Origin of the sequence: Dyadobacter pollutisoli (genome assembly GCF_026625565.1) — a bacterium.
Classification (GTDB): Bacteria; Bacteroidota; Bacteroidia; order Cytophagales; family Spirosomataceae; genus Dyadobacter; species Dyadobacter pollutisoli.
The window spans coordinates 5,828,699-5,850,182 of record NZ_CP112998.1; the positions used below are offsets into that span (position 1 = coordinate 5,828,699).

General features: G+C 45.3%; 16 protein-coding genes. 10 read left to right on the plus strand and 6 right to left on the minus strand.

Annotation, left to right across the window (positions count from 1 at the left end):
* Window positions 1–16: 16 nt before the first annotated feature.
* The gene (locus ON006_RS23950) at window positions 17–847 is read right to left on the minus strand and encodes an aminotransferase class IV (protein ID WP_244822547.1); all 831 of its coding nucleotides are present in this window, start codon (window positions 845–847) and stop codon (window positions 17–19) included.
* 160 nt (window positions 848–1,007) lie between these two features.
* Between ON006_RS23950 and ON006_RS23955 the strand changes: the two genes are divergently transcribed.
* Together ON006_RS23955 and ON006_RS23960 are read left to right on the plus strand one after the other, a co-directional pair.
* Entirely contained in the window at window positions 1,008–1,979 is a 972-nt protein-coding gene (locus ON006_RS23955) for a polyprenyl synthetase family protein (protein WP_374760232.1), read from the plus strand.
* Between the two features lie 26 nt (window positions 1,980–2,005).
* Window positions 2,006–2,626 carry a rhomboid family intramembrane serine protease gene (locus ON006_RS23960; protein ID WP_244822549.1) on the plus strand — a complete coding sequence of 207 codons (621 nt, stop codon included), beginning with the start codon at window positions 2,006–2,008 and terminating at the stop codon, window positions 2,624–2,626.
* Here the strand turns inward: ON006_RS23960 and ON006_RS23965 are convergent.
* Entirely contained in the window at window positions 2,618–3,277 is a 660-nt protein-coding gene (locus ON006_RS23965) for a phosphatidylserine decarboxylase family protein (RefSeq protein ID WP_244822550.1), read from the minus strand. The two genes, ON006_RS23960 and ON006_RS23965, sit on opposite strands and share 9 nt — an antisense overlap.
* 224 nt (window positions 3,278–3,501) lie before the next feature.
* Window positions 3,502–6,846, minus strand: a complete 3,345-nt coding sequence (gene secA / locus ON006_RS23970) for a preprotein translocase subunit SecA (RefSeq protein WP_244822551.1) — start codon at window positions 6,844–6,846, stop codon at window positions 3,502–3,504.
* 298 nt (window positions 6,847–7,144) lie between these two features.
* Between secA and ON006_RS23975 the strand changes: the two genes are divergently transcribed.
* From ON006_RS23975 to bshC, 7 genes are all read left to right on the plus strand, one after another.
* On the plus strand, window positions 7,145–7,378 hold the full coding sequence (locus ON006_RS23975; RefSeq protein ID WP_244822552.1) for a PspC domain-containing protein: 234 nt from the start codon (window positions 7,145–7,147) through the stop codon (window positions 7,376–7,378).
* A 163-nt stretch (window positions 7,379–7,541) separates the two neighbouring features.
* Entirely contained in the window at window positions 7,542–8,720 is a 1,179-nt protein-coding gene (locus ON006_RS23980) for an acetyl-CoA C-acyltransferase (protein ID WP_244822553.1), read from the plus strand.
* A gap of 107 nt (window positions 8,721–8,827) precedes the next feature.
* A complete protein-coding gene (locus ON006_RS23985; protein WP_244822554.1) occupies window positions 8,828–9,835 on the plus strand; it encodes a glycosyltransferase family 2 protein in 1,008 nt (335 codons plus the stop codon).
* Window positions 9,832–10,947, plus strand: coding sequence for a glycosyltransferase (locus ON006_RS23990; protein WP_244822555.1), 1,116 nt, complete (start codon window positions 9,832–9,834; stop codon window positions 10,945–10,947). Before ON006_RS23985 ends, ON006_RS23990 begins: the two co-directional genes overlap by 4 nt.
* A 1-nt stretch (window position 10,948) precedes the next feature.
* Entirely contained in the window at window positions 10,949–13,840 is a 2,892-nt protein-coding gene (locus ON006_RS23995; RefSeq protein ID WP_244822556.1) for a putative Ig domain-containing protein, read from the plus strand.
* Between the two features lie 143 nt (window positions 13,841–13,983).
* On the plus strand, window positions 13,984–15,798 hold the full coding sequence (locus ON006_RS24000; protein WP_244822557.1) for an acyl-CoA dehydrogenase FadE: 1,815 nt from the start codon (window positions 13,984–13,986) through the stop codon (window positions 15,796–15,798).
* Window positions 15,799–16,046: 248 nt separating this feature from the next.
* Window positions 16,047–17,597 (plus strand): bacillithiol biosynthesis cysteine-adding enzyme BshC, encoded by a 1,551-nt coding sequence (bshC, locus tag ON006_RS24005; protein ID WP_244822558.1) that lies wholly within the window; start codon window positions 16,047–16,049, stop codon window positions 17,595–17,597.
* 9 nt (window positions 17,598–17,606) lie between these two features.
* Here the strand turns inward: bshC and ON006_RS24010 are convergent, their stop codons facing one another.
* The 3 genes from ON006_RS24010 to ON006_RS24020 form a co-directional block, all read right to left on the minus strand.
* On the minus strand, window positions 17,607–18,665 hold the full coding sequence (locus ON006_RS24010; protein ID WP_244822559.1) for a DUF4097 family beta strand repeat-containing protein: 1,059 nt from the start codon (window positions 18,663–18,665) through the stop codon (window positions 17,607–17,609).
* Window positions 18,625–19,233 carry a hypothetical protein gene (locus tag ON006_RS24015; protein ID WP_244822560.1) on the minus strand — a complete coding sequence of 203 codons (609 nt, stop codon included), beginning with the start codon at window positions 19,231–19,233 and terminating at the stop codon, window positions 18,625–18,627. The genes ON006_RS24010 and ON006_RS24015 overlap by 41 nt, the downstream gene beginning before the upstream one ends.
* 254 nt (window positions 19,234–19,487) lie before the next feature.
* A complete protein-coding gene (locus tag ON006_RS24020; RefSeq protein WP_244822561.1) occupies window positions 19,488–20,051 on the minus strand; it encodes an RNA polymerase sigma factor in 564 nt (187 codons plus the stop codon).
* A gap of 168 nt (window positions 20,052–20,219) precedes the next feature.
* On the opposite strand from ON006_RS24020, the gene ON006_RS24025 reads away from it, so the two are divergent.
* Window positions 20,220–21,443 (plus strand): 4-hydroxy-3-methylbut-2-enyl diphosphate reductase, encoded by a 1,224-nt coding sequence (locus ON006_RS24025; RefSeq protein WP_244822562.1) that lies wholly within the window; start codon window positions 20,220–20,222, stop codon window positions 21,441–21,443.
* The last annotated feature ends 41 nt before the right edge of the window (window positions 21,444–21,484 follow it).

Consider the following 21,484-nt stretch of genomic DNA (forward strand, 5'->3'; position numbering starts at 1 on the left):
GGAAGCCACTTTTTGTTTATTTGCCCCAATCTGCAACCAGTTTTTCAAATAACTCCTGCAAGAACAATGTACGCTTTCCAGCCAATCCGTTTCCGACCGGCACGTCGCCGATCTGCACGACGGGCATCACCCATTTAGTGGTACTGGTTGTAAAGGCCTCATCAGCCGTAATGACTTCCTTGTAAGAAACTGGTCGCACTTCTACGTCAAAATGTGGCTTGGCGAGTTCCATCACGACCCGCCGTGTGATGCCGTTCAGGATATTCCTGTCTGAGGTAACCAGTTTATCGCCTTTAAAAATAAACACGTTGCTCCTCGTGAGCTCGCTTACTTCTCCGTCTTTGTGAAAAAGCAGGTCCGCAGCCTGCTGGCGTTTCAATTCATCGGCCATGAGCACCATATGCACATAGTTCGTAGTTTTCACCTCCGGCAGATCGCGTACATATTCGTATGGTAACACTTTGATCCCTTTCAGTCGCCCAGCTGGATTATCCTGCGGTAAAGGTTCGGTTCGGATCAGGAAATTGGGCTGTACCACATGCACGCTGTCAGGCGCGTATCCGCCTGTGAGTACAAACCGGAACGCAACCTCCTGCTCGCCCGACAATGCATGCAGGTCAGCGAGTGCTTTTTCTGTATCTCCCTTTGAAACCGGTAACTCCAATTTTAACAATCTGGCTGAATTTTCGAACCGCTGCCAGTAATCGTCCCAGCGAAACGGAACTCCATTATATGTCCTGAAATAGTCGAAAAGGCCATAACCGCGCAGTAACCCGAGGTCATTGGTTTTGAAAACCGCGCTGTTGATATCAATAATGTCTCCGTTGAAATATTGGTGAAAAGGCATGTGGAAGTGTTTAAAGAATACGATTCATTCAGTGCCAAAGGTAGGGAAATGTAGCTTATTCAGGGATATTTCCCTACTTTGCATACATCTCCGGACAAACAAAAACGTTACAATATAATCTGAGGCCTGCAACAGGCAGACTGCTATTTTACTGCGAATGATCAAACCCGAACAACTCCTTCAAACACTTCAAATAGAATTTGACAAACATTCTTACGGAGAAAATCCCGCGGAACTGTACGACCCCATAGCATACATTATGGCACTGGGCGGAAAACGTTTTCGTCCATTACTGACATTACTTGCCACGTCCATTTACAGCGAGGATTGGGGAAAAGCGATCAAACCTGCTATGGCGGTAGAGGTTTTTCACAACTTCACATTAATGCATGACGATATCATGGACCGCGCCCCGCTCAGACGCGGTAAACCGACGGTTCACGAAAAATGGAATGCTAACACCGCGATATTATCCGGCGATGTGATGCTGATCAGGGCTTATGATCTGCTGCTGGACGTTCCAAAAGATAAATTACGCCTGGTACTGGCCCGTTTTAACCAAACCGCAGCGGAAGTGTGTGAAGGGCAGCAGCTGGACATGAATTTTGAAACAAGGTGGAATGTTACCGAGGAAGAGTACATTGGAATGATCAGGCTGAAAACTTCGGTACTACTGGGATTTGCCCTGGAACTGGGCGGAATCATCGGAGGGGCTGACGAGAATGCCATTCAACTGCTTTATTCTGCCGGTGAAAACATGGGAATAGGATTTCAACTTAAAGATGATTTGCTTGATGTATATGGCGATCCAACCAAGTTCGGGAAGCAGGTAGGAGGTGACATTATTGCCAACAAAAAAACTTTCCTGCTCATTGAAGCATTGTCCAAAGCGGAAGGTACCGTGAAAGCCGAGCTGGAAAAATGGATTGAAATGAAAACTTTTGACAATGATGAAAAAGTGAATGCTGTCCGGAATATTTACGAAACACTGGACATTCGCACATTCACCGAGCAAAAAATCAACGCATACTTTGCCAAAGGACTTGCAAGCCTCAACGAGCTAAGCATAGACGAATCGCGCAAGGAGCCGTTACTGCAATTTGCCCAGCAGCTTGTGGAGCGGGAAAAATAATTTTAAACGTCAACATTCAAAATTCTATGTCGATTACCCTCATACTAGTCATTATCACATCCGGGATCAGCTATTACGCGTTCAATAATTACAGCCTGATGGATAAGCTGATCCTGAATCCTTACCGGGTTAGCAAATACAATGAATACTACCGTTTTGTGACCTCAGGCTTTGTACACGCGGATTTCGGCCACCTGATCTTCAATATGCTGAGTTTGTGGTTTGTAGGCGAAAGCATTGAAAGGCTGTTTTCTATGCTTTTCGGGCCGAGCGGGACCATTTATTATCTGTTTTTGTATATCGTCGGAATCATTGTGTCCGACATACCGACATTTCTGAAACACCGCAACAATTCCAAATACAATTCTCTGGGTGCTTCGGGAGGAGTTTCTGCTGTGCTTTTCGCTACGATACTTTATGCGCCTTTGATGACGGTATCACTGTACTTCTTTATTCAGATGCCGGGATTTATTTTCGGTCTTCTGTTCCTGGGATATTCGCTTTACGAAGCAAAACGCGGAACGAGCTACGTCAACCACAGTGCACACATGTATGGCGCATTGTTCGGGATGATCTTTATGGCCGTGGTGTACCCGCCAGCAGTGCCGGGTTTTTTTGAGCAGATATTATCCTGGCGGTTATTTTAATTCCGCCAGCACAGTTACGCTTCCTACTGTTTTGTCTTGCAGGTTAACCTTGATTTCGGCATCGAGCGGGAGGAATATATCCACCCGTGAACCGAATTTGATGAAACCCATTTCAGTGCTCTGTTCCACCTGATCGCCTTCCTTCACGTACCAGCGGATACGTCGTGCTGCCGCGCCGGCAATTTGCCTGAATAAAACGTCGATGCCTTCCACTGTACGGATCACGACAGTCGTGCGCTCATTATCGGTACTGGATTTGGGATGCCAGGCTACCAGGTACAAGCCAGGGTGATATTTAAAATATTGAATAACACCACTCACCGGGTTCCAGTTGATATGGACATTAAGAGGCGACATAAAAATACTCACCTGCCTGCGGGGGCCTTTAAAATATTCGCTTTCGACTACTTCCTCAATCACAACCACCTTCCCATCGCAGGGGGCGACGATCTGGCGGTCACTTTTATGTACCGTTCTGGTGGGTACACGGAAAAACTGAACTACAAGCAGGAAGACAATAACACTACCGATCAGTACAAGCCTGGGGATCCAGTAGCCTTCCGGAAGGAGATAGTTTATACCTAAGTTTATCAAAATCAATATGATGGCCGTCACAGCCATGATGGTATATCCTTCTCTATGCAGTTTCATGCAGGTTTATGTTTCGTTAATGTTCGTCTCTGAAATACAAATATCGTATAAATACTGATTTCCTTTCAATCAAAAAGCCCTGCCGATCTGATTTAGAAAGGCAGGGCCCGGATATTTCACTTAATTAATATATAGTCATTCATTGTCATTTATTGTCATTTGTTGTCAGGTGTGGTCATTTGTTGTCATGACAACAAATGACCACACCTGAAGACAAATGACTTTTACTCAATTACCACACAATCTCCGTTCTTCACTTCATGCTCCACTTTTTTGAATTTCACGTCCCGCAAAATCCGTCCGTCACGGTATTGTACCGAAACTTTCTGATTTCTGTCTGCGATTTTAATGGTGCGAACAGGTTGCGTCTTAGTGGTTGATTCCATCTGACGGGCATATTCATTAGGTCCATCCAGCTCAGTATCAAACTCTTCTTCGCGATTGGTATGCAAAGCCGGTGCAGGTGCAGGTCGGCGCACCGTATGCTGAACCGCGGTGGCAGGGGCAGCATCTTCTTGTGGAATATCAGCCTTCATCAGGAAGGAGATCATATCAAAATTCACTTTGCTCAAAAAGCGTTTGAACAATTCCACAGATTCAAACTTGTAGATCAGCAATGGATCTTTTTGCTCGAATACCGCATTCTGAACGGATTGTTTCAAGTCATCCATTTCACGCAAATGCTCTTTCCATTCCTGGTCTATCAGTGAAAGAACGATAGCTTTCTCCATTTCACGGGAAATCTCGCGTCCTTCATTCTCCAATGCTTTTTTCAGGCTTACCACAACCCCAGCCTGACGGATACCGTCGCTGAAAGGAATCATAATCTCAGAAATAGTCGCACCGCGATCGGCATGAATCGAACTCAGTACCGGAAGCGCCTTTTGCGAGATTGCGTGGTTTTTGTCCTGATATTGCTTTTCAGCAGCGTCATATAGTTTTTGAGAACGTTCCGATATTTTAAGTGAACCGTACTCTGCTTCGCTGAATGGAAGCTCCATACCCAAGGTAGTAATAGTTGCCAGTTCCAATTCTGCATAAGAACCTGCCGTCGTTACCAGCTCATCGCTCACATCATATAATGTGTTCGCAATGTCCACTGCCAAACGATCTCCAAAGAGTGCGTTACGGCGACGGGTATAAATGGCATCACGCTGATAGTTCATCACGTCGTCATATTCCAGAAGACGCTTACGCATACCGAAGTTATTTTCCTCTACTTTTTTCTGAGCTCTTTCAATGGACTTGGTGATCATTCCGCTCTGGATCACTTCCCCCTCTTCCAGTCCCATTCTGTCCATTACCTTTGCCATACGGTCAGATCCGAACAAACGCATCAGGTTATCTTCCAATGAAACGAAAAACTGAGATGAACCAGGGTCACCCTGACGACCGGAACGTCCGCGTAACTGGCGGTCAACCCGGCGGCTTTCATGTCTTTCCGTACCGATAATCGCAAGTCCGCCAGCCTTTTTCGATTCAGGCGTCAGCTTAATGTCGGTACCACGACCGGCCATGTTCGTTGCGATCGTCACCGTACCTGGCTTACCTGCTTCGGCTACTACCTCAGCCTCACGCTGGTGTTGCTTGGCGTTCAATACCTGGTGCTGTATCTTACGCAGGGTAAGCATCCGGCTGATAATTTCTGAGTTTTCAACCGAAGTAGTACCTACCAAAACTGGTCGGCCAGCCTCCACCAGCTCTACGATTTCATCAGTTACCGCATTGTACTTCTCACGTACCGAACGATACACTTTATCTTCGTGATCCTTACGGACCGCACTTACATTCGTTGGAATCGAAACAACATCCAGCTTATAGATTTCCCAGAACTCACCTGCCTCTGTCTCCGCCGTACCGGTCATACCAGCCAGCTTGTGATACATACGGAAGTAATTCTGCAAGGTAACGGTCGCATAAGTTTGCGTTGCGTCTTCAACACGTACATTCTCCTTTGCTTCAATGGCCTGGTGCAAACCGTCGGAATAACGACGACCGTCCATGATACGACCTGTTTGCTCATCAACGATCTTCACCTTTCCGTCCATGATCACATATTCCACATCTTTTTCAAAAAGTGTGAATGCCTTCAAAAGCTGGTTAACGGTGTGGATACGGGCAGTTTTTACAGAATAATCGCGGATTAATGCTTCCTTCTGAATAATTCTTTCTTGCTCAGTTAAAGAACCATCTTTTTCAATCGCGTCCAGATCAACCGCTATATCGGGAAGGATAAAGAAATTGCTTTGGTCCGATTCGCCGGTCAGGAAGTCGATCCCTTTTTCGGTTAGCTCAATGCTGTTGTGACGCTCATCGATGGTAAAATACAATGGTGCATCCGCCACCGGCATCAGTTTCTGGTTTTCGGCCAGATATATGGATTCGGATTCCTGCATCAACTGTTTGATCCCTGACTCACTCAGGTACTTGATCAAAGGTTTGTATTTCGGCATACCGCGGTGCGCACGGAACAATGCAAGGGCTCCTTCTTTTTTATCTCCGCTTGTGATCTTCTTTTTGGCGTCATTCAGAAAATCCATCGCCAGTTTTTTCTGCGCTTCAACGATCCTCGAAACACGTGGCTTCAATTCCAGATATTCCTGTTCGTCGCCGCGGGGAACCGGGCCGCTGATGATCAAAGGTGTACGTGCATCATCAATTAACACGGAGTCAACCTCATCCACCATTGCAAAATGATGTTTACGCTGAACCAGTTCTTCCGGTGTGCGTGACATATTGTCACGCAGGTAGTCAAAACCAAACTCGTTATTGGTCCCGTAGGTAAGATCTGCCTTATAAGCATTTCTACGGGCAATGGTATTAGGCTGGTGACGGTCGATACAATCAACGCTCATGCCGTGAAACTCAAAGAGCGGTGCATTCCACTCGGCATCACGCTTGGCGAGGTAATCGTTGACAGTTACAATGTGTACACCTTGTCCGGCAAGTGCATTCAGGAAGGCAGGAAGCGTTGCTACCAATGTCTTACCTTCACCCGTTGCCATTTCAGAGATTTTTCCCTGGTGCAATACAACCCCACCGATCAGCTGCACATCATAATGCAGCATGTTCCATTTGATAGGCTGCCCGATCACATCCCAGGTAGTATTCCAATGGGCTTTGTCACCCTCAATCACTACATGTGACTTTCTGGTTGCTACTTCGCGGTCAAAAAACGATGCTGTAACCTCTATTTTCTCGTTGTCCTTAAAGCGACGGGCCGTATCTTTTACAATGGCGAACGCTTTTGGCAGTATATCCAGAAGTACTCTTTCAAGTTCCTTGTTCCTGTCCAGTTCCAGCGCATCTATTTTTTTGAAAATCGCCTCCTTGTTGTCCACATTAGGCTCGTCATTGGCCTGCTGTCGCAAAGACGCGATCTGCTCGTCGATAGATTGGAGCTGGTCTTTAATATGTTGTTTCAGGCCTTCGGACTGAGCACGGAGTTCATCATTGGATAGGGAAGCCAATAGCGCATATTCGGCATTGACTTTATCAACGTACGGGGTTAATTCCTTTAAATCCCGCTCTGATTTTGTGCCAAATAGCTTAGAAAATATTTTAAACATGATTTTAACGTATGTTTTTTAACCGATCATTTCATTCAAAAATATTGAGCCTGCTTTCGTATGGATGCCAGATTGTCAGCAAAGCTATCATTTTCAATCTCAAAGGTAATTCATTGCCAATAGTAATACGCAACAACTTGCATAATCCTAATACAGTTCTAATCTTTTTTTACTTTACCCCACGCCATGGAATTTAACCCGTTCTCACGTCAGATAACCGTCTGTAAAGAAATCAAACAACTACTGTGTAATGCATAGTACCTTTAACACATCAAAAGAAAATAAAACAGATACAGCCATGAACCACAATAGATTATTCAGAAACACAAGCAATAAAATGATTGGTGGCGTTGCCTCCGGCCTTGCAGATTACTTCCAAATTGATGTATCGGTCATCCGGGTGATTTTAGTACTGGCAGTCTTTATTCCTGTCACTTTCCCCGTAACGTTATTGTACATCATCATGTGGATCGTGATGCCAGAAGGCGCAAAACGCACCAACTCAATGGAAGAAAGCCACCTTTCTTCGTAGATTTTAAAAACTCCATCAGCAAAGACTTAGTAATTGCAAACCGCCGGGAAACAGATTCCGGCGGTTTGTTGTTTTATGATTAATTGCTATTTTTACCAATGGTATGCAGGCATACTATTCTCACAGCCTGCTTCTTTTCTTTGAACAAATTTCGATCCAAAATATGAATGCATACATCGTAGCCGGCTATCGCACCGCGGTCGGAAAAGCTTCCAGAGGTGGTTTCCGGTTTACCCGCCCCGACGACCTGGGAGCAACAGTTATCAAACATTTGCTGGAAAAATTGCCAGATCTCGACCCCGCCCGTGTGGATGATGTGATCGTAGGAAACGCAGTACCAGAAGCAGAACAAGGCATGCAAATGGGCCGCTACGTGGCGTTGCTGGCGCTTCCTAAAAATGTCTCAGGTATTACCATTAACAGATATTGCGGCTCAGGCGTAGAAGCTATCGCCATGGCTTCGGCGAAAATACATGCCGGAATGGCCGAATGTATCATTGCAGGAGGAACCGAATCCATGTCGATGGTACCTACAATGGGCTGGAAAACGGCATTGAATTACGAAATCGCCCATACCAATCCTGATTACTACCTGAGTATGGGCCTGACGGCCGAGCAGGTGGCGAAAGATTTCAATATCAGTCGCGAAAAGCAGGATGAGTTTTCGTTTCAATCTCACCAGAAAGCATTGCGTGCTCAAAAAGAGGGCTGGTTTACGAATGGCATCGTACCGGTAACAGTCAAAGAAACATACTTTGACGCCGCGTCAGGGAAGAAAAAAACCCGTGAAATCGTGGTGAGCCAGGACGAAGGCCCCAGAGCTGACACGACCATTGAAGCATTGAACAAACTGAAACCAGTTTTCGCGGCAGGCGGCTCGGTAACAGCAGGAAATTCTTCGCAAACTTCCGACGGTGCTGCATTTGTAGTGGTAATGTCCGAAAAGCTGGTTAATGAACTGAATCTGAAACCCATAGCCAAAATGCTGTCCTACGCCACTGCTGGCGTGGATCCGAGGATCATGGGCATAGGCCCGGTTGCAGCCATTCCCGTTGCTTTGAAACAGGCTGGTTTGAAACTCAATGACATTGAACAAATAGAACTGAATGAGGCTTTCGCGGCGCAGTCACTGGCGGTTATTCAGGAACTGGGTATCAATCCAGAAATCGTAAATCCGAATGGTGGCGCCATTGCATTGGGCCATGCATTGGGATCTACAGGTGCGAGACTTTCAGTGCAGCTTTTCAATGAAATGCAACGTCAGAATCAAAAATATGGCATGGTGACAGCCTGTGTAGGAGGCGGGCAGGGCGTTGCCGGAATCTACGAAAGGCTGAATTGACGCCGTAGGATAACAAAAATCACTTATTTCCGGGTCTCGGTAGAAGAGTTACTTATCTTCCACCGAGATTCTTTATTTTTGCTCATCCAACATGCACGCCTTTTTTCATGGATGTATCCATCATCATTATCAATTACAGGACTCCTCAGCTTATTATCAATTGCTTAAATTCTATATATAAGTACACTCCGGAAGTAACCTTTGAAGTCATAGTTGTTGACAACGACCCAAAAAATGGCGGCGGTGCCATTGTAAGGGAGGCTTATCCAAACGTACAATGGATCGACATGGAATTTAATGCCGGTTTTGGCATTGCCAACAATCGCGGAATGTCGGTAGCAAAAGGCAAATATTTCCTGCTCCTCAATGCCGATACCTTGGTTACAGACAATGTAATAGGAAGATGTTTCGACCGGATGAATAACCGGCCGGACATTATGGCTTGCGGCGCATTGCAATATTATGCAGACGGTACGCCCATGCCTTTTTACAGAAGCTTCAACGAATTCCGTAGAACTTTTTTCATACTTCCCCCCAGCGGTCTGGTAGATAAGGTAATAAACAAACTTTATCCTGAACCAAAGTATGCTGACCCGGATCAATATGACTGGCTTGTCGGTGCTTTTATTTTTGTCAGAAAGGAAGGATTTGAACAAACCGGAGGGTTTAGCAACGACTTTTTTATGTATGGTGAGGATGTCGAATGGTCGGGGCGCCTCGGAAAGCTGGGTAAGCTCTGTTATTTTCAGGACTGTACATTTATACATCTTGAAAACGACAATCCTTTCCGTCGTACCAATATTTCGTGGATCAACCGGTTTAGCACGCAAATGCAGGTTTCCAATTTCTTATGGATACGGAAACAGTACGGTATCTTTCAATATTTGTTGCTGATCCTGCATTACCTGATCATGACACCGGTTGTATTTGCCTGGAAAATGCTTTTTAATCTGAAAAAGGACGGAAATCCATTTTCGGAGCTGCGCACCCAACATATATATGTACGCAAGACGCGTGTACTTTTAAAATATTTCTGGAAGACCCTATTCCTAAAAAAAGGCCTGTTTAAAATCAGGCCCGACGAAAACATTGACCTGTTAACCGCCTCTGCATGAACAACGAGAAAAAAAAGGTTCTTTTTTTTACCCCTTATGCCACACGGACAGGGTCAGAGATGATGCTCCTGTACATCCTTAAACAAATTGACCGCTCACGTTTCGATATAGGCATTGTAAGTTTTGCAAACGGGGAATTATTAATGGAGTTCCCCGAAGATATCCCGGTCTACATTGCGCCGCGGAAATTCAATATTTTGCAAAAGGTCTCATTCCACCTCGGGATCAACCCTACTTTGAAATACCTCCGAAAGCTTGCGAAGGATTTTAAGGCGGATTTCTGGTATGTCAATACCACCATGATTCCTGAAACGATCGTAGTCGCCAAGGAGTTTTCGATCAAAGTCGTTACTCATTTTCATGAAATGCCTTTGACCTACGCCTACCTCAGCGCACCGGATTTCAAAAGTATCGTTGATTATTCCGACTTGCTGATAGGCTGTTCGCAAACGACCTGCGATGCATTAAAGCATTCAGGTGGCAAGAACATTGGCCTGCTATATTCCTTTATTGACGGGTCAAAAGTTAAGAAAAATGATGCCCGGACCAATGAGCTGAAAGAAAAGCTGGGCATACCCGGCAATGCATATGTGTGGGTGCTTTCGGGCATGACTTCGGAGAGAAAAGGGTTCGATATGTTGCCTGAGATCGCCGAAGAACTGAATGACCCAAACGTACATTTGATCTGGGTCGGCGCCACAATCGACGATGGATTAGTGTATTACACAGAACAACGCTGCCTGCATTCGACGTCTGCTACCAAAATTCATCTGGTAGGAAAGCAGAAAGAAGATTATTATAATTATCTTAACATGGGAAATGGATTTCTGCTCACCTCGCGCCAGGATCCCTTTCCGTTGGTGATGATTGAAGCCGCGTTGCTGGGTAAACCTATTATCTCTTTTCCGTCAGGAGGTGTTTCTGAATTCGTTCAGGAGGGTATGGGATTGGTCACACAGGACCTGAGTGTAAAACAAATGGTTAATGCGATGCGATCGCTGATGAAGGGGGAGATCACCACCGACAGTTCGAAAAGCGTTGAGGTAGCAAGTCAATTCAATGTGGAAAATGGCTATAAAGAGTGGATCAAATTAATTGACAAAAACTATTAGCATGCAAAACTTTACGTACGCTTTTAACCTCTTAACCCGGATCCCGTTTTTAATTTTATGCTGGATATTGGCGGCGCATCCGCTATCAGCCCAAACAAACCAAAAAACTACCGAGACCGATTCCCAAAGATATCTGGCGCTGATGCTCCTCAATCTCACCGATCCTGACAATATTGGCCCGGAGCCCAGCCTGATCAGGACGGCCAACCAATACGGCCTCAATGCAGTTTACATTACCATTCCCTGGGACAAAGTGTATTTCAGCTCGCCTACCGAAACCCCAAAATGGGCCAAGTATGATGAGCAGATCAAAATAGCGACTGATCTCGGCATGAAAGTCGCATTAAGGATTCACCTCGGGCGCCATAGTACCAGGATCAAAGGTTTTTGGGACGTTTCGGATAGCCAGTTTAGTGAAACCAATAAACCATTGCTGAGCGGATACCAGGATACTTTCTTCGGATTTGATAACCAACCCATTGTTAATAAAGGAATTGCCTTCGTAAAAGAAACGGTTAACCGCTACAAATATTTACAAACCAGCAACAAGCTGCTATATGTATCGGTCACCAACACTTCCACCCAGGAAGGTGAATATCCCAGCACCCTCATTACTGCTGGCAAGGAAAGCTCCGCGGTATACGATTATTCCAAATCCATGGAAGTCGGTTTCAGGGCTTTTCTGAAACAGCATTACACCAAAATAGAGCGTCTGAATTTTCTTTGGGGAACAACCTACAAAACTTTTGAAGAACCCGGCCCGCCTTCCACACCCTGGGACCCGATCGAATCTTTCAGGCAGCGTTATGGAAAGGACTGGTACATTTACCGGCACATGATGTTCAAGAAATACATGGAGCAGATGATCGATGCAGTCAAATCCATTGACCCGGCCATCAAATTCGTGTCAGACTATGGCTCTGTATTCGACAGTCCGTCTGTCATGCGCGGAACACTTGCCTACAAAGATTTGAATAAAAAAGCGGACGGAATTAAGGTGAATGATAACATCGCTACGCATGATCACCGCTGGTCTGTAGATATCATCAAAAGCGATGCGCCTGCCAGCTTCATTACCGCCAATGAATTGTTTGTCAGCTCCTATTTCGACAACAATGCGCATTTAAAACAGATCACCGAAAATTTTGAGCATGGAGCGAATGTGGTAGCTGTCGTTATTTCTGCGGCGGATCAGATGTCCCGTTCAGAGCCATTCCTTCGCCCCGCAGCAGCACAATGGCTTAACAAGTCTATGACACCAATTGTTTACTCCGATTCAGTCGGTTACCGTTTGTCTGCCGCAGTTGAGAAAAAAGGGGCTATTAATGTAGCTTATGACGATTGGTCCAAGAAAGCATATGCAGATCCCGCCAGGCCGCGGCCAATCCGCGTTCGTCTGATAGAAGATTTATTGACGCAGGAATATTGGAATGAGGCAGCCAACCACGTACCCTACGTTTTCAGGCCGGTGCCGATGCAAATTATACCGGTCAATAAAGATTTTGCGTACAAACTACCGATCGATACATTCTCTGATGTCGATGGTACGGTTGTCAGGATTGACGTGGGAGCACTGCCGTCCTGGCTCAGGTATGAGGGCGGCCAGCTGCGAGGTAAACCTACCACCCTCGGCGATTACCGCATTCAGTTAAAAGGAATTGACGACGAAGGCGGGGCCGCAGATGCATTTCTGACGATTCGTGTTGATACCCGCGAGAATGCCAACAAACCGCCTACTGTCGACAGTAATTTCTCCAATCAGACTGTCGCGATCGATAAACCTTTCACATACACTTTGCCAAAAGGTGCATTTGAAGACATTGATGGACAAGTTGTTAAAATTGAAGCAAGCGAACTGCCTTCCTGGCTGAAATTTGCTAATGGTATACTAAGCGGGACACCGACCAAATTGGGAGAATACCGGATCAGTTTGAAAGCATATGATGACCTCAATGCATTTGTAGAAACCTATTTCACGATTAAAGTCGTAGAGCCGCAGTTCCTGAACGCGCCTCCGTACGCAAGCAGCACATTACCAGTGAAATATGCGCAGATCAACATGCCATTTAACTTTATCCTGCCTACCAATATCTTTGGTGATCCGGACGGATATATTTCATCTATTTCAATTCAAAACCGTCCTTCCTGGCTTGATTTCTCATTGAATGTTTTCTCAGGAACACCTACTGAGGAAGGCGAGTACAGGCTGATTATCAGGGCGTACGACAATGCCGGAGCATATGTGGAAGTACCCTTTATCTTGATCGTGGAAATTCCGGAGCTTCGTTTTGAATTGGTAAAAGGCGGCAGTAAGGTTGACCAAAGCGTGATCCGCAAGCTCGACGGCGATGACGTACTACCTTACGATTCATTGCCTCCGATGCTGAACATTTACGCCTACGGAAACTTTGAATACGACCGCGTTACATTTGACCTGAATGGTCCATACAGAAAGCAATCTACGACCAAGACATTTCCTTACGCACTCTACGAAAATGAGTTGGGATTTGCACCTTACGTCGGTCGCTACACCCTAACGGTCACGGCAGCGAAGGAAGATTCCGCGATTGTGACCAACTCCATTCAGTTCAGTATTTCCTATGGAGATATGGTCAACATTACGAAAAATATGGCGGACTGGGCTTTTTATCCGAACCCGGTGGAGAGTGTGATCAACATTAAACTTCCCGAACAACAACCCGGTGACAGCCTGCAATACACATTGATCACCGCTTCCGGGATACGCATCCCTATTCCTGAAAGTGTGATCACAACTTCCGATAACCTTTCCAATATTGATCTATTCAAGCTTGGTGTGTCGTCCGGGATCTATTTTGTAAGAGTGGAAAACAATGGATCATTCTTGCAACAGTTCAGGATTTTCAAAAAATAACCCCCTTTGATTTCAATGCCTTTGGAGATATATTTCGCTAATAGTATGCTTGCATAATACTATTTATGCCATATATTTGCGTTATGCATAAGTAGTATGCACGCATACTTTTTCAATCAGTTTTGACCGTAAAAATGACCAGCATGGCCGTTGAAGAAGCTAATAAAACGTCTATTAAAGGAGGGGAATTTTTGATCAAAGAGACATCAGCCTCCCAAATTTTCATTCCCGAAGAGTTTACGGAAGAACAGCATATGATTGCAGACACCTGCCGTGATTTTCTTGCCAAAGAAATATGGCCGCGTCTGGATGAAATAGACCACGCCAAAGGGCCGGAACTCATATCGGAACTAATGGACAAAGCCGGAGAACTAGGCTTACTGGGGACGGTGGTACCTGAGGAATATGGTGGTTTTGGAATGAATTTCAACACTTCTATGCTGGTAGCGGAAACGACCGGCGCAGGGAATTCCTTTTCAGTCGCATTGTCCGCACATACCGGGATCGGCACATTGCCTATCCTCTATTACGGAAACGAAGCACAAAAATCGCAATATCTTCCCCATCTGGCTTCTGGCGCCTGGAAAGCCGCATACTGCCTGACAGAACCTGATTCAGGGTCGGACGCAAACTCTGGCAAAACCAAAGCCAAGCTCACCGAAGACGGCAAACATTATGTTGTCAATGGTCAGAAAATGTGGATTACCAACGGAGGATTTGCTGATATATTTATTGTTTTTGCCAAAATCGAAGAAAACGGGCAGACCGATAAAAATCTCAGCGCATTTGTCATTGAAAAGTCTTTCGGCGGCATTACGATGAACGAGCCGGAGCACAAAATGGGTATCAAAGGTTCTGATACGCGCCAGATCTTCTTCAATGACTGTCTGGTACCTGTCGAAAATTTGTTGTCCGAAAGAGGCAACGGTTTCAAGATCGCGGTAAACATTCTGAACATTGGCAGGATCAAGCTGGCTGCCGCTGCCCTGGGTGGCGCTAAAATGGTAGCAAAACAAGCCATTAAGTACGCCAACGAACGCAAGCAATTCGGAACTGCCATAGCCAATTTTGGTGCGATCAAACATAAACTGGCCGAAATGGCGGTAGGTATGTTCGCATCCGAATCCGCAGCCTACCGCGTTGGACAAAATATCGACGACCTCATTGCAGCGCATCAGGCAAAAGGAATGTCAGACGCCGAATCCAAACTGAAAGCTTTGGAGGAGCTGGCGATAGAATGTGCCATTATGAAGGTACATGGCTCCGAGGTGCTGGATTATGTAGTCGACGAAGGTGTTCAGGTTTATGGCGGTATGGGCTTTTCAGCCGACGCGCCAATGGACCGGGCCTACCGCGACAGCCGGATCAACCGCATTTTCGAAGGTACCAATGAAATCAATCGCATGCTGGTGGTAGATATGCTTTTGAAACGGGCCATGAAAGGTCAGCTCGATCTGATGGGACCTGCTATGGCTGTCGGCAAAGAGATCATGTCGATACCTGATTTTAACACAGAAGAAGACGATTCAATATTCGCAGCCGAGAAAAAGGTGATCAAAAACCTCAAAAAAGCTGCATTAATGATCGCGGGAGCGGCTGTTCAGAAATTTATGATGAAGCTTTCTGATGAACAGGAGATCATTATGAACATTGCCGACATGGTCATTGAAATTTACGCAGCCGAATCTGTCCTTCTCCGGGTAGAAAAGCGGATCGGATTGCTGGGCGAAGAAGCTAACAGCCTCCAAAAAGACCTGGCTGTGGTTTATTTGAACCGGGCGGTAGAGAGGGTCAATAATGCCGGCAGGTCAGCCATTACCAGTTTTGCCGAAAGCGACGAGCTACGCGTCATGCTGATGGGCCTCAAAAGATTTACGAAAATTGAGCCCGTCAATCTCAAAGATGCGCGCCGCCGCATTGCAGATGAGCTGATTGCAAAAAATGATTACGTATTCTGATCTAATTACGATATTTCAGGTGAATAACCTGCGCAACTGAAAACCAAATATGAATAAACAAAAGCCGGATCTGCCTCAGGTCCGGCTTTTTTGCACCCGGGATAAAAGGTTTTTTATTCTACCTCAAATTGCGCAAATTTGGGAAACCAAAATCGACAGATTTCACGTTAGGTAGTAGACTCTATTTTGGATTTAAATCGAAAAAAATTACGTTGGATTCTCTACTAGCTACTGAAAAACCACCTTTCATGACCCTGCATTCCGTAGATCTGCGTACGACAGGCCAGTTTCCTGCTCTATTGCTTGATTATCTCGATCAAAAACCTGCATTGGAAGAGTTTTACAGTACCTATCCTACGCTGGAAAATGCGAAGGAAGTCATTCTGAATAAAAAGGATTTCGACGTTGAAAAGCGCAAAACGCTGGTGGACGTACTGAACCAGCAATATCGCGGACTTCCGTACCTCCCTGATTTTTCGATTTTACTGGACGAAAACACATTTACGGTAACAACCGGCCACCAGCTGAATATCTTCACCGGCCCGTTGTATATCATTTACAAAATCGTCACTACCATCAAGCTTGCCAGGGCATTGAAAGATGCTTACCCCGAATACAATTTTGTGCCCGTGTACTGGATGGCGACGGAGGATCACGATTTTGAAGAAATAGCGACATTCCATCTGTTTGGACAAACACATAAATGGACCGGCGAACACAAAGGCGCTGTGGGAAGGCTGAACCCGAAAGAACTTGAAAGTATCCTGAAACAGCTTCCCGACAAACCACTTTTGTTTGCAAAAGCATATCTGGAAAATAATACCCTGGCCGACGCCGTTCGATGTTATATGCACGAATTGTTCGGGCAGCAGGGCCTGATTACCATCGACGCCGATCACGCGGATCTAAAACGCCACCTTCTACCGGTTATCAAGCAAGAACTGACCGGATCGGTTTCTGAAAAATTGGTCACCGAAACTACCTCAAGACTCAATGCCCTCGGCTACCATACGCCGCTTCACGCAAGGGAAATCAACTTATTTTATCTCGATCACAACCTCAGAGAGCGGATTGTCAAAGAAAACGGTTCCTACCAGGTACTGAATACGGAACTGTCTTTTTCAGAAAGTGAAATCCTGGATCTGGCAGAAAAACAACCGGAATTATTCAGTCCCAATGTGATTCTCAGACCGCTATATGAAGAAATTATATTACCCAATCTCGCGTATATAGGCGGACCGTCAGAGGTGCCTTACTGGATGCAGCTGAAAGGTGTGTTTGATCATTTTGAAGTACCCTTCCCGATGCTCATGCCAAGGAATTTTGCCTTGTATATCAATGGCCATCAGTGTAAAAAGGCACAAAAGCTGAAAATCAATTTCAATGATCTGTTCCTCGATGAAGTAGCGCTGCGCAAGACTTTTATCGAGCGAAATACGGAGCATGTACTCAGCCTGGCCGACCAGAAAGATTCGTTCAATGATATTTTTGAAGAAATACTAAAAAAGGCCACGACTGTTGACCAGACCATGGCGGGGGCCGTCAAAGCCGAACATACCCGCCTTCTTAATTCGTTAAAACACCTGGAAAAACGGATCGTGAGAGCGGAAGAGCGCAACCATGAGTCAGAAATTGATCAATTGCTAGGGCTTAAAAACAAACTGTTCCCGAACGGAATCGCCCAGGAACGGTATGACAATCTGCTGAATTTCTATATTAATGATCCCGCATTCATTCAAAAGCTGTTCAATGCATTTGATCCGCTGGATTTCAAGTATAATGTCTTATTGGAGGACTAAATATTAACGTTAATCTTTCAATCTTACGTCCCCGAATTTGGAATTGACCGTTATTTTGGTTCCGGAACCGGCACCGACTTTGCCCTGATACTGCTTCATTTTGTAAGACTTATCGTCTTTCCCGGGCTGCATTGAAAAGTTGACATTGGTAGACGGATAACTAAAATTACCATAACTGACCGTTACATTAAACTGGTTGGCATCCGCGGGGAGAATGACGGACGAGTATGCTGCCTGTATATCCACGTTCTCAGCGGAATTCGTCAATTCATCAATTTTAAAATTCCCCGAGTAGTTCAGTTTGATTTTTCCTGAGCCACGGATGATACCTATTTTCGCTCCCGAATAATCAATATCAGCATCCAGGTTAATAACATCGCCGATATTCAGCTCCCCGAATTTGTTGCTTAGCAAGATCTTTTTAGCCCAATCCAGTTTCAGGTTCGAGTACTGACATTCGAGTTTGCCGCCATCCATTTTGCCGATTTTGGCGCTGCCGTAACGTACGTCAATGGAGTTGTCGGCGTTTTCCAGGTTGTTGGCTACAAAGCTGCCGTATTTGGAATCAACGGTAAGCGGGGCGTGAAACGTAGGAATATCGGTATTCCCGAATTTATTATGGACAATGAGGGCATTCTCCTTGGGCATATAAACCGTGTAATCGATCTGAATGAAGTTCTTTTCGCCCTTCTTATTATTCCATCCATTGTTCCCAAAGCGCCCTCTGTCAATGTGAGTGATCAGGTTAATCTGATTCTTTATACGTTTTTCTTCAATGTTCACCGCTCCCAGGTATTCTGACGCTCTTCCGTCGGTAGGCGCATTGGCAGTAATGATGATCTCAACCTTAATCTCTTCCTTGCTCCAAAGGTTAATCTTCACCTGGCCAAACTGATTATCGACCATTAACAGGTCATTGTTCTTGACATCAAAGACCTTGACGATATTTCTGCGTTTTTCAACAAGTCCATTTTGTTCAGGTTCGGGATCGAGCGCACTTACTACCTGCGGTAGCACGGCTAGCATGCTAAATAGTAGGTGCAGTGCTGCTTTCTTTATCGTTATCATTTTTCACTTTGTTAATGCGTTGCAAAATATTTAGTTGTTGGTTGAGCAAATCAACCTGCCATTGTAAATTCTGGACCATGGCTTCCAGCAATGCCTCCTGGTTAGGGGCATTGGACAAGTTGGACCGTAGGTTGCGATAACTTACTTCCAAGCTTTCCAAATCAGCAGAGAAATCTTTATACAATTCCGGATTGTTCCGGGCGAGCTTGATGATTTCCTCTCTTTTCTGGTCAATTGCAACATTATACTGATTGAATTCACGGGCATAGGTAGGAACTTTAAGTGCCACGCGCGGATCACGGGTAATGCCGTATTCATTATTAAGGTAAACCAGAAATCCGATTCCTAAGGCCAAAAATACGCCGGCGGCAATGCGCCAGTCGAAATAGGGGCTACTCAGCCGCCTGATCTTTTTTTTGGATTTCTCCGGAACTATTGGAATCTCGTTATGCAGCTCACTCTCAATTCGGCTCCACAAAGAATCCTGCGGTAAGAAAGCATCAAGTCCATCCCTATTATCACGCACAAACCGCTCCAGACGATCTTTTTTATCAGAAGAATTTTTCATAGATTCATTAACTTGTCATGTGTAAATAATCTTTCCAAATCAGTAATTATTTAAGTAAAACATTCAAAATCCACTTAACTGGTCGTTTTCGTCATGAATTGTCATTAGTCGTCATGGGTGGTCATTTTTTGTCATTCATTGTCATGATTGATACTGTCTGCTTAAAAAACTACAAATGACCATACCTGACTACTAATGACACTCCTGACTATAATGACCATGCCTGACTATAAATGACTACCCCTGACTATAAATTATCTCGTCAGCATCTCCGTTAATTTTCTTTTTGCCCTCATATATTGTGTCCGGGACGTAGTTTCGCTGATTCCCAGCACCTCACCAATCTCCTCATGATCGTACCCTTCGAACAGGTAAAGGCTCAACACCACACGGTACCCGTCGGGCAGTTTCTGCACGGTATTGCGTACCCTCTCTACTTCCAGCGACGTGTCGCTTTCGTCCAGTCCGAACGAATCTTCATTGCGGTCACTATGTTCCAGCAACTCCTGATACTCATCAATCTCAACCCATTTCACCTTCCTGCTTCTCATATGGTTGATCGCCTTGTTGACCACGATCTGTTTCAGCCAGGCACCAAACGTCGATTGCTGCCTGAACTGGTGCAAATTCGTGAACGCATCCACAAAGGCCTCCTGCAAAGCGTCCTCTGCTTCACCCAGATGATTCAATATCCGCATGCAAATGTTGAACATGGCTTTCGAGTAACACTTGTACAACTCGTACTGAGCTTTACGCTCACCGAGTTTACAACGCTCCACCAGTTCGACGTGCCGGTCGGGGTAAAATTGTGTTTTCAAGCAGAAGGTTTATATTTTGAACGTTCTGAATTAAAGACAACGGATCATGCGCCGTGTTGCATCATTTGAAAAGATTTTTTTCAAAATTTGCAATCTGAACAAAGCCACACCATAGATTGTTCTTAAAAAGAACCAATTTTGTCATTCTGCAATCTACCGATTAAGTAAATGAAAACGTTTAATATTCCTGATTTTTACCGGAGCCGTATCATTACCCCTATCAAGGAGTTCCGTCGTAAAAATGACAAGCTGAAACGTGATTATGCGCCTACTTTGCTTGATTTCGGACCGGTTCAATTTTTGATTGCACGCCACTTTGGTTTCTGTTACGGAGTCGAAAATGCGATTGACATTGCTTACAAAGCCATTGCCGAAAATCCAGGCAAGCGAATTTTCCTGCTCAGCGAAATGATCCACAATCCTGATGTAAACCGCGACCTGGTTGACCGGGGCGTGCGCTTCATTATGGATACCAAAGGAAATCAGCTGATTCCCTGGGAAGAGCTGACTACCGAGGATATCGTCATCGTCCCCGCATTTGGTACCACTGTTGAAAACCAGAATAAGCTGTCTGAACTGGGTATCAACTCCTATGTATACGATACAACCTGCCCTTTTGTGGAAAAAGTGTGGAACCGTGCCGCTCAGATCGGAGAAAAGAAATACTCCATCATCGTCCATGGCAAGCCCAACCATGAGGAAACCCGGGCTACCTTCTCGCACAGCAAGGAAAATGCCCCGACGATTGTCGTTGAAAATATGAAACAAGCCGAAATCCTGGCTGGCTATATCACCGGCTCACTGCCGGTACGCCAGTTTTTTAAGGATTTTGAAGGTCAATACTCAGACGGTTTTAATCCCGAAGAAGATTTGCAACGGATCGGCGTGGTGAATCAGACCACTATGCTGGCTTCTGATACACAGGGCATTGCCGATTTTTTAAAGAATGTCATGACCCGACATTACAAACTTCGTCCGGAACAAGTGGAAGATCATTTCGCCAATACCCGCGATACCCTGTGCTATGCGACTAATGATAATCAGGATGCGACCTATGCCTTACTCACCCATGAAGCCGATTTGGTGATCGTGGCGGGCGGTTATAATAGCTCCAACACTTCGCATTTGGTGGAGCTTTGTGAGCAAAAATTCCCTACCTACTTCATTGAATCTGTTAACAAAATCCTGGACAAGCAACTGATCCGTCATTTTAACCTGCATACCAAAGAAGAAACGGTCACAGAAAACTACATTCCGGACAAAAAACCGGTACGGATTATGCTCACATGCGGCGCCTCATGCCCCGACGCCGTCGTGGAAGGAATCCTTCTCAGGCTGCTATTGTTTTTCGATGAAGCCAAACCCATTGAGGAAATTATGCTGGCCTTTTAAAAAGTTACCGGGAAATATGATTTTGCACCGCAGAATCATTA

What these genes read in the sequence shown, in the direction of transcription:
- ON006_RS24000 (WP_244822557.1), top strand. Translation starts at nt 13,984, where the DNA reads ATGGCCGTTGAAGAAGCTAATAAAACGTCTATTAAAGGAGGGGAATTT.
- ON006_RS23975 (WP_244822552.1), top strand. Translation starts at nt 7,145, where the DNA reads ATGAACCACAATAGATTATTCAGAAACACAAGCAATAAAATGATTGGT.
- ON006_RS24025 (WP_244822562.1), top strand. Translation starts at nt 20,220, where the DNA reads ATGAAAACGTTTAATATTCCTGATTTTTACCGGAGCCGTATCATTACC.
- ON006_RS24015 (WP_244822560.1), bottom strand. Translation starts at nt 19,233, where the DNA reads ATGAAAAATTCTTCTGATAAAAAAGATCGTCTGGAGCGGTTTGTGCGT.
- ON006_RS23980 (WP_244822553.1), top strand. Translation starts at nt 7,542, where the DNA reads ATGAATGCATACATCGTAGCCGGCTATCGCACCGCGGTCGGAAAAGCT.
- ON006_RS23985 (WP_244822554.1), top strand. Translation starts at nt 8,828, where the DNA reads ATGGATGTATCCATCATCATTATCAATTACAGGACTCCTCAGCTTATT.
- ON006_RS23960 (WP_244822549.1), top strand. Translation starts at nt 2,006, where the DNA reads ATGTCGATTACCCTCATACTAGTCATTATCACATCCGGGATCAGCTAT.
- ON006_RS23965 (WP_244822550.1), bottom strand. Translation starts at nt 3,277, where the DNA reads ATGAAACTGCATAGAGAAGGATATACCATCATGGCTGTGACGGCCATC.
- ON006_RS23995 (WP_244822556.1), top strand. Translation starts at nt 10,949, where the DNA reads ATGCAAAACTTTACGTACGCTTTTAACCTCTTAACCCGGATCCCGTTT.
- ON006_RS24010 (WP_244822559.1), bottom strand. Translation starts at nt 18,665, where the DNA reads ATGATAACGATAAAGAAAGCAGCACTGCACCTACTATTTAGCATGCTA.
- secA (WP_244822551.1), bottom strand. Translation starts at nt 6,846, where the DNA reads ATGTTTAAAATATTTTCTAAGCTATTTGGCACAAAATCAGAGCGGGAT.
- ON006_RS23990 (WP_244822555.1), top strand. Translation starts at nt 9,832, where the DNA reads ATGAACAACGAGAAAAAAAAGGTTCTTTTTTTTACCCCTTATGCCACA.
- bshC (WP_244822558.1), top strand. Translation starts at nt 16,047, where the DNA reads ATGACCCTGCATTCCGTAGATCTGCGTACGACAGGCCAGTTTCCTGCT.
- ON006_RS23950 (WP_244822547.1), bottom strand. Translation starts at nt 847, where the DNA reads ATGCCTTTTCACCAATATTTCAACGGAGACATTATTGATATCAACAGC.